This window comes from Pseudomonas shirazica, from assembly GCF_015168335.1.
Taxonomy (GTDB): Bacteria; Pseudomonadota; Gammaproteobacteria; order Pseudomonadales; family Pseudomonadaceae; genus Aquipseudomonas; species Aquipseudomonas asiatica.
This window is the reverse complement of sequence record NZ_CP063456.1, coordinates 1,939,663-1,952,747: the sequence shown is the minus strand read 5'-3', so window position 1 is coordinate 1,952,747 and position 13,085 is coordinate 1,939,663. Positions and strand designations below refer to the sequence as shown.

Genomic DNA, 13,085 nt, shown 5'->3' with positions numbered 1-13,085 from the left:
CAGAGGAGCGAGCAACCATGCCTTATGTCCATATTCGCGTGACCGATGAAGGCGTCAGTGCTGAGCACAAGCGCCAACTGATCGAACAGACGACCCGCATGCTGGAGCAGGTGCTGGGCAAGCCGCCGGCCAGTACCTTTGTGGTGATCGAGGAGGTGCCAACCGATAACTGGGGGGTTGGCGGCGAGACAGTGACTGCGGTGCGGGCCCGAGAGCGGGGTTGAAGCTTGGGGCCGCTGTGCGGCCCTTTCGCGACACAAGGCCGCTCCTACAAGAGGTCGCGTTCCCATGTGAGCGGCCTTGTGTCGCGAAAGGGCTGCAAAGCAGCCCCCAGGGCCCTCACTGGCGCAACCGCTCCAACGCCTGCAACACATACCCCGTGGCCCGCTCCACCTGCCCTTCCCGGCAGGCAATGCCCAGTTGCCGCCACAACCCCGGCCGCAGCGGCCGGCGGGCAATGCGCCGGTCCAGCTCGGCCGACTCCCCCTCCTGCGGCAGCAATGTCGCTCCATACCCGGCCCCGACCAGGCTCTTGATCGCATCGTTGTAGTTCAGCTCGATTCGCGGCTCAGGGTACAACCCCGCTGCCGCGAACCACTCGCCGGTCACCCGCGAAAGCTGGGTGCTGCTGTCGTTGAGGATCAACGCCCGCTGCGCCAGCCAGGCCGGCGTAACCTTGGCCGGTGGCTGCCAGTCGGCCGGCACGTAGGCCAGGATCGGGTCGCGCCGCCAGGGCGTAACCGCAAGCCCTTTACCAGACACCTGTGGCAAGGCCACCAGGCCGATATCCAGCGTGCCCTCGCGCAAGCGCGCCAGCGAGGCCTGGGAGGTCAGCACCTGGACCTGCACATCGATCCCTGGGTGCACCGTACGCAGGTGCTCCAGCGCCTGCGGCAGCAAGTGGGCGATGGCACCGGTGGAGGCGCCCAGGCGCACCCGGCCGGTCAGGCCCTCGACCTGCCGGCGCACTTCATCCAGCGCCAGGTCGGCGTCGGCCAGCAGGCGCCGGGCACGGGCCAGCAGGGTTTCGCCGATGACCGTGGGCCGCACCTGGCCGCGGGTGCGGGTGAGCAACGGTGCGCCAATGCGCGCTTCCAGCTCGGCCACGTGCAGGCTGATGGTGGGCGGTGCCAGGTTGAGCTGGCGGGCGGCTTCGGCAAACGAGCCCAGGTCGGAGATGACCACCAAGGTGCGGAGGCGATCGAGGCTGATTTCGCGCATGGGCCAATCTCGTTCAGAAAAGATGAATATATCGATCATCATATTCAAATTTTCTTTACCAGAGCCACAAGCGAGCATAGGCCATCCCTACCCGACCGGACTTTGACCATGCACACACCTGTTGTCTTCATCGACGGTGACCAAGGCACCACCGGCCTGCAGATCCATGCCCGGCTGCAAGGCCGCAGCGATCTGCGCCTGCTGACCCTGCCCGAAGCCGAACGCAAAGACCCGCAACGCCGCCGCGAGGCAATCAACAGCGCCGACATCGCCCTGCTGTGCCTGCCCGACGATGCTGCCCGCGAGGCCGTGGCGGCGATCCACAACCCGCAAGTGCGGGTGATCGACGCAAGCTCCGCGCACCGCACCAGCCCAGGCTGGGTCTATGGCCTGCCGGAGCTCGACGAGCAGCAAGCCGAGCGCATCGCGCAGAGCAAGCGCGTCAGCAATCCCGGCTGCTACCCCACCGGCGCCATCGCCCTGTTGCGCCCACTGGTCAAGGCCGGCCTGCTGCCAGCGGACTACCCGCTGAACATCCACGCCATCTCCGGCTATTCCGGTGGTGGCCGCGCCGCAGTCGAACGGCATGAACAGCCCGCCGCCGACAAAACCCCGGCCCTGCAACTGTACGGCCTGGAACTGGCGCACAAGCATGTGCCGGAAATCCAGCAGCACGCCGGGCTGTCGGCGCGGCCGATGTTCATGCCCGGTTACGGTGCCTACCGCCAGGGCATCGTGCTGAGCATCCCGCTGCAGTTGCGCCTGCTGCCCGGCCAGGTCAGTGCCGAACAGCTGCAGGCCTGCCTGCAGCAGCACTACCAGGGTGCCCGCCACGTCCAGCTGATGCCCCTGCACCAGCACGGCGCGGCGCCGAACCTCGACCCCGAGGCGTTGAACGACAGCAACGACCTGCGCCTGGCGCTTTACGCCAACCCTGAGCATGGTCAGGTGCTGCTGACCGCAGTGTTCGACAACCTCGGCAAAGGTGCCTCCGGTGCGGCGGTGCAGAACCTCGACCTGATGCTCGGTGCATTGCAGGTACAAGGCTGATCGGCAAAAACGGTTAGACTGTACAGCCCGCGCCCGCATGGCGCGGGCCGTCCATCTACCCGCCGGAGCCCGCCCCCCGATGTTCATCCTGAGCCGCCTCGACAGCGTGCCGCCTGAATCTTTCCAGAACCAGATCCGCGAACTGGTGATCCACCACGTCGGCGAACTGAGCAGTGTCGCCATCAGCGCCGACAACCCGCTGTACCCGCTGTACCAGTACGGCGTTGGCATGGAAGTGCACCAGTACCTGCAAGCACTGGACGGCACCCGAGGCCTGGCCGTGGCGCTGACCCTGGCGCTGGATGCCGAAGAGCCGGACCAATTGCTGGGGTTTGCCCTGTCGCTGCCGGCCGAGGACGATGAACAGGCTTGCGCCCTGGCGTTCCTGGCCGTGCGCGCCAGCCATCGTCGCCAGGGCATCGCCCGCGCCCTGCTGGGCGACCTGCAGGCACGCCATGCCTGCGTCGAGCTGAATGCCTTTGCCAGCCAGGTACCGTGGTTCGAGGCGATGGGCATGCAAGTGGTGGCCGCCAATGGGCCGCAGGTGCTGATGAGCAGTACCGGGCGGGCTAGCGGCGCGCTGATCGGGCGACTGGATATTGCGCCGATCTACCAGACGGCGGAAGTGATGCAGATCCATACCTACCTGCTCAACCAGCAGGGTGAGGATGCGATGATCGAAGCGGAACAGATGCGGGATGAGCGGCTGGACGAACTGACCGCTCAGGCCCAGGAGTGTGTACGGCAGCGCAAGACCGTGCATTGATCCAAGGGCCTGTTCGCGGGCTTGCCCGCTCCCACAGGGATGTCACAAGGCCAAACTGTGGGAGCGGGCAAGCCCGCGAAGAAGCCGCACTGGCCCCTCAGCCATGCACCCAGCGCCGATGCAGCCCACGCGCCAGGGCATCCAGCACAAACCCCAGCACCCCGATCAGCAGCACCATCGCCATCAGCTCGGAATACGCCAGCCGGTCGCGGGTATCGAGAATGAAGTACCCCAGCCCCGCACTCACCCCGAGCATTTCGCACGGCACCAGCACGATCCACAGGATGCCGATGGCCAGGCGCGCGCCGGTCAGCACATGGCCGATCACCCCGGGCACGATCACCTTGCACAAGGTCTCCCGGCGCGTGGCACTCAAACTGCGGCTCAACTGCAACCAGCGTGGGTCCAGCTGCCTTACCCCGGCCGCCGTGTTCAACAAGATCGGCCACAATGCGGCAAACGCCAGTAGGAAGTAGATAGGCTGGTCCCCCACGCCCATCAGCATCACCACCACCGGCATCCACGACAGCGGCGAGATCATGCGCAGGAACTGGAACGCCGGCGTGGTCGCCGCCTCCAGGTGCCGGTAGCTGCCCACCAGCAAGCCCAGCGGCACGCCGATCAGCAGCGCCAGCAGCAGCCCGACCAGGATACGTTTGAGGCTGACCCAGATATGCCCGTACACCTCGCCCTGCCCCAGCAACTCGACCAGGCTGGCCAGGGTCGCTGCCGGCGAAAAGCGCGCCGACAGGCCATCGGCCTGGCCGAACAGCGCGACACCGGCCCACCACAGCAGCAACAGACCCAGCAACCCGGCCAGCCCCAGGCCGGCATGAACGACATGCGTGCGCATCAGACCGCGAACTCCTCGCTACGCTCGAAGTCATCGGCGATGCCGAACACCGACGGCCCGCCAACGGTAGCAATGGCGTTGCGCACGAAGCGGTCGTCGACCAGGTCGCGGGCGGTCTGTGCCGGGTCCAGGCCGGCCAGGAACGCGCTGTCGCCCTCGATCAAGGTGGTTTTCAGGCGCTTGACCAGTTCTTCGGTGTAGCTGGGGAACGGGTAAGGCTGGAAATCGATGCGCTTTTCGTCCCACTGCTGGTGGCGAATGGCGCCACTGGCAATATAACCGGCCCGGTCCTCGGCGGCCGGTGCCAGCACTTTGCCGAGCACCGCTGGTTCATGCGGGGTGTACTTGTTGGGGCCGGCCTTGGACAACAATGCAGCGGCCTCGGCGCGGTGGTCACGGGTCCAGTGCTGGGCCTTGACGATGGCGTTGACCACCTTCTGCGACCACTCCGGGCGGTTGTTCAGGTCATGCTCGTGCATGAACACCACGCAGCAGGCGTGGTTGCGCCACACATCGCCGGTAAAGCGCTGCACGCGGCCAACCTTGAGGTTCTCGGCCAGGGCGTTGAAGGGCTCGGCGACGATATAGCCAGCGATGCGCTTGCTGGCCAGTGCAGGCGGCATGTCGGACGGCGGCAGCACCAGCAGGTTGACTTCGTTGCCGGCCAGTGGCGCATTGGCCGGCTTCGACACCGGGGTCAGGCCGTTGTCGTTGAGCATCTGTTGCAGCACGACGTTGTGGATCGAGTACCAGAACGGGATGGCCACGGTCTTGCCGCCCAGCTGTTTCATGTCGCTGATGTCCGGGGCCACGGTCAGCCCCGAACCGCCCACGTGGTTCCAGGCCACCACCTTGGCCGGCACCTTGCTGGCGTAGCGGGCCCACACGGTCATCGGCGACAGCAGGTGGATGACGTTGACCTGGCCGGAGATGAACGCTTCGATCACCTGCGCCCAGCTGCGCAGCAGCACCGGGCGCTCGGCCTTGATGCCTTCGGCCTCGAACAGGCCGTTGTTGTGCGCCACCAGCAGTGGCGTGGCGTCGGTGATCGGCAGGTAGCCAATACGCACCGGCGCGTCCGGCTCGGCGGCGGCCCGGGCCTGCAGGCTCGACAGCAACGGCAGTGCTCCGGCGGCCGTGAGCATGGCGCCGAGCTTGAGGAAATCGCGACGCGAAGAAGAGGAACAGCAGTCATCCATGCACATGGACAGCCTCCGAGGGCAACGGGGTTGGGGTAGGTTCGACTGTGCGGCTTGCCCGCCGAAGGGTTTTGAGGATTTCGATGCGCAAGGCGCCCAGTTCCTCGACCCGCTGCGTCCGTGGTTGCGGCAGGTCGATGTGCCACTGGCCGAGGGTGTGCGCTGGGTGGTTGCCCAGTAGCAGGACCCGGTCGGACAGCAGCAGGGCTTCGTCGATATCGTGGGTGATCAGCACCGCTGCCGTGTTGTGGGTGGCGATCAGTTGCAGCAGCAGTTGCTGCATGTCGGCCCGGGTCACTTCATCCAGCGCGCCGAACGGCTCGTCGAGCAACAGCACTTCGGGCTGGCGGGCCAGGCAGCGGGCCAGCGCGGTGCGCTGGGCCATGCCGCCGGACAACTGCGCCGGGTACTGGCCACGGGCATGGGCCAGGCCCACGGCGGCAATCGCATGGTCGATGCGTGCGCGCCGTTCGGCGGCGGCAAGTTTCGGCTGGCGGGCGAAGTCCAGGCCGAAGGCGACGTTCTTCTCCAGGTTCAACCAGGGCAACAGGCTCGGGTCCTGGAAGGCCACCGCCAGGCGTGGGTGCGGGCCCTGCAGCGGCTGGCCGTGCAGGGTCACGCTGCCACCGCGGGGCTGCTGCAGGCCGGCCAGCACACGCAGCAGGCTGGACTTGCCGACCCCGCTGGGGCCGAGGATGGTCACCACTTCGCCGGGTGCCAGCTGCAGGTCGAACTGTGCCAGCACCGCCTGCCAGCCACCCTCGCGCGGGTAGCCCAGGCTGATGTCGCGGGCTTCGAGCAACACTGGGCTCATGCCGCGCCCGCCTGGCGTTGCAGTTCGGCGCGCAGCTGCACCAGGCTGGGCGTGACGATCGGCACGAAGGCCGACTCGCGCCAGCGGCGGGCAAAGCCTTCACCGTACTCGCTTAGGTAGGCCTTGCCACCACTGGCCTGCAACTCCAGTTGCACGGCGTCGGCAGCGCTTTCGGCCAAGGTGATGCGCAGCTTGAACAAGGCTGCCGGCTGCTGCTGGAAGCGGCCATCGAGCAGGCCCTGCTTGAGCTCGTTCACGGTGTTTTCCAGGCGTTCGCTGAGCACCTGACGTGCTTCGTCGAGGAACGAGGCACGGCCATGCAGGTGTGCCTGCACTTCCGCCAGCGCCCGCCGCGCCAGGCCAATGGCCATGCCGCACTGCAGCGCCAGGAACGCCGGGCGTACCCGGGGCAGGAACTCACGGGCATTTTCGTGCAGCAACCAGCCACGCTGCAATTGCACTTGGTGGAAGGCCAGTGCTGCGGTGTTGCTTGACTGCAGGCCCATCAGCTGCAGGTCGTCGGAACGCTCCAGGCCCTGTGCGTCGGACGGGATGGCCAGCACGAACGGTGCACCACCGGCTTCATCTTCGATAGCCGCAGCCACCACGAAGCCGCTTTTGCGCAAGTTGGTCACCCAGTGCAGGCGCCCTTCCAGCTGCCAGCCATCGGTTTGCGGGCGGCCACGCACCTGCAGCGCTTCGATGCCGGACAGGAACTTCATGGCGTTGGACAGCCCGGTGGCGCCGGCCAGTTCGCCAGTCAGCAGGCGCGGCAGCAGGCGCTCGCGCAGGGGCTGGTTGGGGCTGTGCAACAGGTATTCGATGAAGGCGCGCTGGCCCCAGCAAACGAACGCCGCTGCCAGCGAGCGGCTGGCGATCGCGGCGATGGCCTCGACCGCGTCGGTCACCTGCCCGCCCGTGCCGCCCTGGGCGGGGTCGACACCGACGCGCAGCAGCTGCGACTCGGCGATTTGCGCCAGCACCAGCTGCGGCTCGCATTGGCCCCGGTCAATGGCCTCGGCATTGGCATCCAGCCATTGTCGAAATGCACAATCTTGCATGGTCTTGCTCCTTTGAAAACGCCGGGGCCGCCTGGCGGCCCATTCGCGGCACAAGGCCGCTCCTACAACGATCGCGGTACGACCGGTGTCACACGCAGATCATGCAGAAGGTTGCCAGCGGTACTTGCCAAGCTCGTCATTGAGCGGCGTCTGGGCGAACACATTAGCAAAGTTGCACAGGGTTGCGAGGCTCACGCCCAGAATCACCTCCAGGGCGTTGCCTTCGCTGAAACCGGCTGCGCGGAAGGCCTGGTAAGTGGCCTCGCTGACATTGCCGCGGGTGGCGATTACTTCGCGGGCGAACGCGGCCAGGGTTTCATACCGGGCATCGGGCAGCTCGCCACGGGCACGCAGGGCATCGACCACCTCCTGCGGCAGCTTGGCCTTGTTCAGGGCCACGGCCGTGTGGCCGGCCACGCAGAAGTCGCAGCCATGCTGGGTGGCGGCAATCAGCTGCACCACTTCACGCTCGGCCAGGCTCAGTTCGGCTTTGCCGTTGAGTGCCGAAACGGTCACGTAGGTTTCCAGCGCCGCCGGGGCATTGGCCAGCACGCCCAGCAGGTTGGGGATGAAGCCGGAATTCTTCTGGGCGTTCTCGAGGAACGGACGGGCCGCTTCCGGGGCGCTCTGCAGCGTGTGTAAAGTAATGCGCGAGGACATGGAGTGGTCTCCTTTGATGAGTGTCACTACAGTCTGTTGGTTATAAGAACTACCCTCCATATTCATCAGTCGCCTTTCCTTGCTCTTGAGTCTTTGCATTAGATGATTTCGTCCAGCCACCTTGTCGATTGGTTATTAGAGGGCCTGGAGCTCGATGCCAGCCTGTTCCATGTGGGCCGCTACTGCGGCGGCTGGCACGCCAGCACCGAAGGCATGGGCCGGGCCAGCTTCCACCTGGTGGTGCAAGGACATTGCTGGCTGCACATCGACGGGCAGCCCGAGGCACTGCGCCTGGAGGCCGGCGATGCGGTGTTCCTGCTGCGCGACCTCGGCTATCGCCTGGCCAGCGACCAGGACCCTGCCAGTGCCTGCGCCCAGCCACGCCAGCAGATGCAGGCCATGGACGTTGATGCGGTCGATGGCGTGGGCCTGGTATGTGGTTTCTTCCACTTCAGGCCGGGGTTGTCGGCGCTGATCGTCGACGGCCTGGCCGACTGGATATTGCTGCGCGCCGATGAACCGGCCGGGCATGCGGCGCGGGCGTTGTTCGAGCTGATCCTGGAGGAGTGCCGGCGCGCCGCCGGGCCTTCCCAGGCGTTGCTGGAGCGGCTGACGCACTTGCTGTTCCTGTATGTGCTACGCCAGCAGGTGCATGCCGGGCAATCGCTGGGCGGGCTGGTCGCCCTCGCCCGGCAACCGGCGTTTGCCGGTTTGCTGGAGCAGTTGATCGAGCAACCGGGGCAAGCGTGGACGCTGGAAAGCATGGCCGCCTGTACCGGGTTGTCGCGGTCGGCGTTTTTCAAGCGTTTCAATGAACTGGCGGGGCAGTCGCCGGGGCAGGTACTGCTGGCGTTGCGGATGCGCCTTGCCAGTCAGTTGCTGCGCACGGGGCATACCGTGGAGCAGGTGGGGGCACAGGTGGGGTATCAGTCGGTGGCGGCATTTACCCGGGCGTTTGCCAAAGCGGTGGGGGTGCAGCCGGGGGCGTATCGGCGGCAGCATGAAGGGCGTTAGCCTGCACTGGCCTCTTCGCGGGTGAACCCGCTCCCACAGGGGTATCACAATCTCTGAAAAGCAGTTCCTACATGCAACGCGATTCCTTTGTAGGAGCAGCCTTGCGCTGCGAATGGGCTGCAACGCAGCCCCTGTTACAGCAACGCCAATCTATCAGTCATTCACACTCACAACCCGCCCCGCCTTCTCGGCAGCCTTGCCCCGGGTCGCCAGGCAGTAGTACAGCGGCACCGTCACCAGCAAGCCGAACAGCCACGACAGATCAGCCCCTTCGACGATATTGGAATACGGCCCCACATACAGCGACGTGTTGGCAAACGGCAACTGCACCAGGATGCCGCAGGCATAGGCAATGATCGCGTGGTGGTTGAAGCGGCCATAGATGCCGCCGTCGGCACTGAAGATCGAGGCGATATCGTACTGGCCCTTCTTGATCAGGTAGAAGTCGATCAGGTTGATCGACGCCCACGGCACCAGCACCAGCAGCAGTGCCAGGATCAGGCCGATGAACTGGCCGATGAAGTCCGCCGAGGCATTCAGCGCTACCAGGCCGCAGCCCACCAGAATCACCGAAGCCAGCACCACCCGCACCTTGATGCTCGGCGTCCACTCGGCGACGAAGGTCTGGATCGCGGTGACGATCGACAGCACCGCGCCATACAGGTTGAGGGCGTTGTGGCTGATGATGTTGAGCAGGAACAGCACCATCAGGATCGGGCCCAGCCAGCCGGTGGCCTGCTTGACCGCATCCATTGCATCGGTGCCTTCCGGCACGCAAAGCACCGCTACCGCACCAAAGCTGAAGCACAGGATGGTGCCCAGGGTAGCGCCGAAGTAGGTGGCCCAGAACGGCTTGGCAATGCCCACTTCACGCGGCAGGTAGCGCGAATAGTCGGAGGTATACGGCGAGAAGCTGATCTGCCAGATGGTGCCCAGCGACACGGTGGCGATGAAGCCCGACAGGTTGAACGCGCCACGGCTGAAGAAGTCGGCCGGCAGTTCCTGGGCGAACATCATGATGAAGCCGGCCAGCAGCGCCGAACCCATCACCCAGGTACCGATGCGGTTGAGGATGTGAATGAAACGGTAGCCGATCACGCCAATGGCGGTGGCACTCAGCGCACCGATCACGATCGCGCCGGGCATCGGCACGCTCGGAGTGATGCCGTGGATGGTCTTGCCCGCCAGGACGATGTTGGAAATGAAGAAGCCGACATAGATCAGTGCGGTGAAGAACACGATCAGCAAGGCGCCGTAGCGGCCGAACTGGCCACGGCTCTGCACCATCTGCGGAATGCCCAGCTGCGGTCCCTGCGCAGAGGCAAGGGCAATGACCACGCCCCCGACCAGATGGCCCAGCACGATGGCGACCAGCCCCCATAACAGGTTCAGGTGGAATACCTGGACCACCATGGCGCCGGTGACGATGGGCAGTGGCGCGATGTTGGTACTGAACCAGAGGGTGAACAGGTCGCGCGCCTTCCCGTGGCGCTCGGCAGGTGGAACGTAATCGACCGTGTGATTCTCGACAAACTGGTGTTGCGACGACGGTTGGGACATAGGATTCAGCTCGAAAGGTCGTTTTTATCTTTGTAAGGAAACCGCATCTAGGCGGCCTCTCAGCTGCGGACCATATTATGGTATTCCAAACTTTTGACAACACTGATCCGTAGGAAAAAACGCCCACTGATCCGCTCGCGCAACCCCTGCGGCAAACCGCCTCACCGCTCAAGCCCACGGTATACGCGGGCTTGAGCCGTTCATCGCGCAACACCCCCGCTTGAAAATTCCGCTTGCAAAATAGGTATTACGGTATACCATCAGACACATCAACGATAAAAACCGCGGACCACCGCAGCCCTATAGAGGTACACCAGATGATCGACGCAACCGTCTACAAGCATGTCCTGGGCTCCTTCCCGTCCGGCGTTACCGTCATCACCACCCTGGACGACGATGGCTCGGTCGTCGGTCTGACCGCCAGCGCCTTTTCCTCCCTGTCGATGGACCCGCCGCTGGTGCTGTTTTGCCCCAACTACACCTCCGACTCCTACCCCGTGCTGATCAGGCAGAAGCGCTTCGCCATTCATCTGTTGTCCGGTGAACAGCAGGCCGAAGCCTATGCGTTCGCCAAGAAGGGCAAGGACAAGGCCAGCGGTATCGAGTGGTCCCTGAGCGAACTGGGCAACCCGATCCTGGCCGGTGCCACCGCAGTCATCGAATGCGAACTGTGGCGCGAATACGAAGGTGGCGACCACGCCATCATGGTCGGCAAGGTGCACAACCTGATCGTCCCTGAAGAGGCGCCACGGCCGATGGTGTACTGCCGCGGCAAGATGGCCAGCCTGCCGGCCTTTGCCTGAAGCCTATTCTGAATCGAGACCGCTGGTGCCAACCCTGCCAGGCGCCAGCCCCTTTCAAGCGTTGAGGAAAGCCCCATGAAATTTTCGTTGTTCGTGCACATGGAACGTTGGGATGAACAGGTCAGCCACCGCCAGCTGTTCGAAGACCTGACCGAACTGACCCTGATGGCCGAGCACGGCGGTTTCAGCACCGTGTGGATCGGCGAACACCACGCCATGGAATACACCATTTCGCCAAGCCCGATGCCGCTGCTGGCCTACCTGGCTGCGCGCACCGACAAGATCCGCCTGGGCGCCGGCACCATCATCGCGCCGTTCTGGAACCCGATCCGCGTGGCGGGCGAATGCGCCCTGCTCGACGTGATCAGCAAGGGCCGCATGGAAGTGGGCCTGGCCCGTGGCGCCTACCAGTTCGAATTCGACCGCATGGCAGGTGGCATGCCGGCCACCGACGGCGGCAAGGCTCTGCGTGAAATGGTGCCGGTGGTGCGCAAGCTGTGGGAAGGCGACTACGCCCATGACGGCGAAGTGTACAAGTTCCCCACGTCCACCAGCGTGCCGAAGCCCTACAACGCCGTACCGCCGATGTGGATCGCCGCCCGCGACCCGGACTCGCACAACTTCGCCGTGGCCAATGGCTGCAACGTGATGGTCACCCCACTGATGAAGGGTGACGAGGAAGTGCTGGACCTGAAGAACAAGTTCCAGGCCGCCCTGGACAACAATCCGGGCGTGCCACGCCCGCAACTGATGGTGCTGCGCCACACCCACGTGCACAGCCCGGCCGAGCCGGAAGGCTGGAAAGTTGGCGCCCAGGCCATCTCGCGCTTCTACCGCACCTTCGATGCCTGGTTCGGCAACAAGACCACCCCGGTCAACGGCTTCCTCGAGCCGAGCCCGGAATCGAAGTTCGCCGAAGTGCCGGCGTTCGAGCTGGAGAACATCCGCAAGAACACCATGATCGGCACGCCGGAAGAGATCATCGCGCGTATCAAGTACTACCAGGAACTCGGCGTCGACGAGTTCAGCTTCTGGTGCGACAACAGCCTGCCCCACGCCGAGAAGAAGAAATCGCTGGAGCTGTTCATCAAGGAAGTGGTGCCGGCGTTCGCCTGATTTCCCATTACCTGAAACATTGCGGGACGCGCCCGCTCCCGTGGGCCCTGCGGCCCGCGTGAGCGGGCTTTTTTTTGAAGCCTGCACCGGCCTCTTCGCGGGCTTGCCCGCTCCCACAGGGACAGCACAGGCCATGAATGCCGTGCGATCCCTGTGGGAGCGGGCAAGCCCGCGAAAAGGCCAGTACAGAAACCGCAGGAATCAAGGCATCAGGCCACCTTTCGTCCCCTCGCAAGAGAAATTTCCAGCCACCTATTGCACAACAAATATTATGGTATACCATCAGACAACAAGAGCTGATAACCCTCACCAGGAGCCACCCATGAGTTTCGAAATCCGCAAGATCGTCACCTACTCCGAAGAGACCCGCATCGAAGGCGGCAAGGCCACCGACAAGCCGGTGACCATGGTCGGCCTGGCCGTCGTGATCAAGAACCCATGGGCCGGTCGCGGTTTCGTTGAAGATCTGAAGCCGGAAATCCGTGCCAACTGCTCGGACCTGGGCGCCCTGATGGTCGAGCGCCTGACTGCCGCCATCGGCGGCGCCGACAAGATCGAAGCCTACGGCAAGGCCGCAGTCGTCGGTGCCGACGGCGAAATCGAACACGCCTCGGCGGTGATCCATACCCTGCGCTTCGGCAACCACTACCGTGAAGCGGTACAGGCCAAGAGCTACCTGAGCTTCACCAACAAGCGCGGCGGCCCGGGCACCTCGATCCAGATCCCGATGATGCAGAAGGACGACGAAGGCCTGCGCTCGCACTACATCACCCTGGAAATGCAGATCGAAGATGCCCCGCGCGCCGATGAAATCGTCGTGGTCCTGGGCGCCTCCGACGGCGGTCGCCTGCACCCGCGCATCGGCAACCGCTACATCGACCTGGAAGAACTGGCTGCCGAAAAAGCCAACGCTCAATAACAACAACCAAGACGGGCCGGGGCGTGGCGTGCTTACCCGCCGCGCCCGA

The 13,085-nt window shown here is 64.7% G+C and carries 14 protein-coding genes; 7 read left to right on the top strand and 7 right to left on the bottom strand.

The window, feature by feature from the left end; all coding sequences use genetic code 11:
- Window positions 1-17 precede the first annotated feature (17 nt).
- Window positions 18-224 carry a tautomerase family protein gene (locus tag IMX18_RS09030; protein ID WP_039615259.1) on the top strand — a complete coding sequence of 69 codons (207 nt, stop codon included), beginning with the start codon at window positions 18-20 and terminating at the stop codon, window positions 222-224.
- 115 nt (window positions 225-339) lie between these two features.
- Here IMX18_RS09030 and IMX18_RS09025 read toward each other — a convergent pair whose 3' ends face one another.
- Window positions 340-1,221: a LysR family transcriptional regulator gene (locus tag IMX18_RS09025; RefSeq protein WP_015270720.1), complete on the bottom strand. Its 882-nt coding sequence runs from the start codon at window positions 1,219-1,221 to the stop codon at window positions 340-342.
- A 108-nt stretch (window positions 1,222-1,329) separates the two neighbouring features.
- On the opposite strand from IMX18_RS09025, the gene argC reads away from it, so the two are divergent.
- Together argC and IMX18_RS09015 are read left to right on the top strand one after the other, a co-directional pair.
- Window positions 1,330-2,271, top strand: a complete 942-nt coding sequence (gene argC / locus IMX18_RS09020; RefSeq protein WP_100413465.1) for an N-acetyl-gamma-glutamyl-phosphate reductase — start codon at window positions 1,330-1,332, stop codon at window positions 2,269-2,271.
- Between the two features lie 79 nt (window positions 2,272-2,350).
- Entirely contained in the window at window positions 2,351-3,037 is a 687-nt protein-coding gene (locus IMX18_RS09015; RefSeq protein WP_013973019.1) for a GNAT family N-acetyltransferase, read from the top strand.
- 97 nt (window positions 3,038-3,134) lie between these two features.
- Here the strand turns inward: IMX18_RS09015 and IMX18_RS09010 are convergent, their stop codons facing one another.
- The 5 genes from IMX18_RS09010 to IMX18_RS08990 all read right to left on the bottom strand — a co-directional run bounded on the left by IMX18_RS09010 (window position 3,135) and on the right by IMX18_RS08990 (window position 7,624).
- The gene (locus IMX18_RS09010) at window positions 3,135-3,890 is read right to left on the bottom strand and encodes an ABC transporter permease (protein WP_102083669.1); all 756 of its coding nucleotides are present in this window, start codon (window positions 3,888-3,890) and stop codon (window positions 3,135-3,137) included.
- Window positions 3,890-5,095: an ABC transporter substrate-binding protein gene (locus IMX18_RS09005; protein ID WP_217190142.1), complete on the bottom strand. Its 1,206-nt coding sequence runs from the start codon at window positions 5,093-5,095 to the stop codon at window positions 3,890-3,892. Before IMX18_RS09005 ends, IMX18_RS09010 begins: the two co-directional genes overlap by 1 nt.
- Window positions 5,082-5,903, bottom strand: a complete 822-nt coding sequence (locus IMX18_RS09000) for an ABC transporter ATP-binding protein (protein WP_054572569.1) — start codon at window positions 5,901-5,903, stop codon at window positions 5,082-5,084. The genes IMX18_RS09005 and IMX18_RS09000 overlap by 14 nt, the downstream gene beginning before the upstream one ends.
- A complete protein-coding gene (locus tag IMX18_RS08995) occupies window positions 5,900-6,964 on the bottom strand; it encodes an acyl-CoA dehydrogenase family protein (RefSeq protein ID WP_217190143.1) in 1,065 nt (354 codons plus the stop codon). The genes IMX18_RS09000 and IMX18_RS08995 overlap by 4 nt, the downstream gene beginning before the upstream one ends.
- A 99-nt stretch (window positions 6,965-7,063) precedes the next feature.
- The gene (locus tag IMX18_RS08990) at window positions 7,064-7,624 is read right to left on the bottom strand and encodes a carboxymuconolactone decarboxylase family protein (protein WP_003259243.1); all 561 of its coding nucleotides are present in this window, start codon (window positions 7,622-7,624) and stop codon (window positions 7,064-7,066) included.
- Between the two features lie 102 nt (window positions 7,625-7,726).
- Here IMX18_RS08990 and IMX18_RS08985 point away from each other — a divergent pair, with 102 nt between their 5' ends.
- A complete protein-coding gene (locus IMX18_RS08985; RefSeq protein WP_015270726.1) occupies window positions 7,727-8,638 on the top strand; it encodes an AraC family transcriptional regulator in 912 nt (303 codons plus the stop codon).
- A 153-nt stretch (window positions 8,639-8,791) separates the two neighbouring features.
- Here IMX18_RS08985 and IMX18_RS08980 read toward each other — a convergent pair whose 3' ends face one another.
- Complete coding sequence (locus IMX18_RS08980; protein WP_015270727.1) at window positions 8,792-10,198, bottom strand: purine-cytosine permease family protein; 1,407 nt, start codon at window positions 10,196-10,198, stop codon at window positions 8,792-8,794.
- A 317-nt stretch (window positions 10,199-10,515) separates the two neighbouring features.
- Here IMX18_RS08980 and IMX18_RS08975 point away from each other — a divergent pair, with 317 nt between their 5' ends.
- The 3 genes from IMX18_RS08975 to IMX18_RS08965 all read left to right on the top strand — a co-directional run bounded on the left by IMX18_RS08975 (window position 10,516) and on the right by IMX18_RS08965 (window position 13,036).
- Complete coding sequence (locus IMX18_RS08975) at window positions 10,516-11,001, top strand: flavin reductase family protein (protein WP_003259250.1); 486 nt, start codon at window positions 10,516-10,518, stop codon at window positions 10,999-11,001.
- Window positions 11,002-11,076: 75 nt separating this feature from the next.
- Window positions 11,077-12,117, top strand: a complete 1,041-nt coding sequence (locus IMX18_RS08970) for an LLM class flavin-dependent oxidoreductase (RefSeq protein WP_054572566.1) — start codon at window positions 11,077-11,079, stop codon at window positions 12,115-12,117.
- 322 nt (window positions 12,118-12,439) lie between these two features.
- On the top strand, window positions 12,440-13,036 hold the full coding sequence (locus tag IMX18_RS08965; RefSeq protein WP_003258678.1) for an amino acid synthesis family protein: 597 nt from the start codon (window positions 12,440-12,442) through the stop codon (window positions 13,034-13,036).
- Window positions 13,037-13,085: the final 49 nt, after the last annotated feature.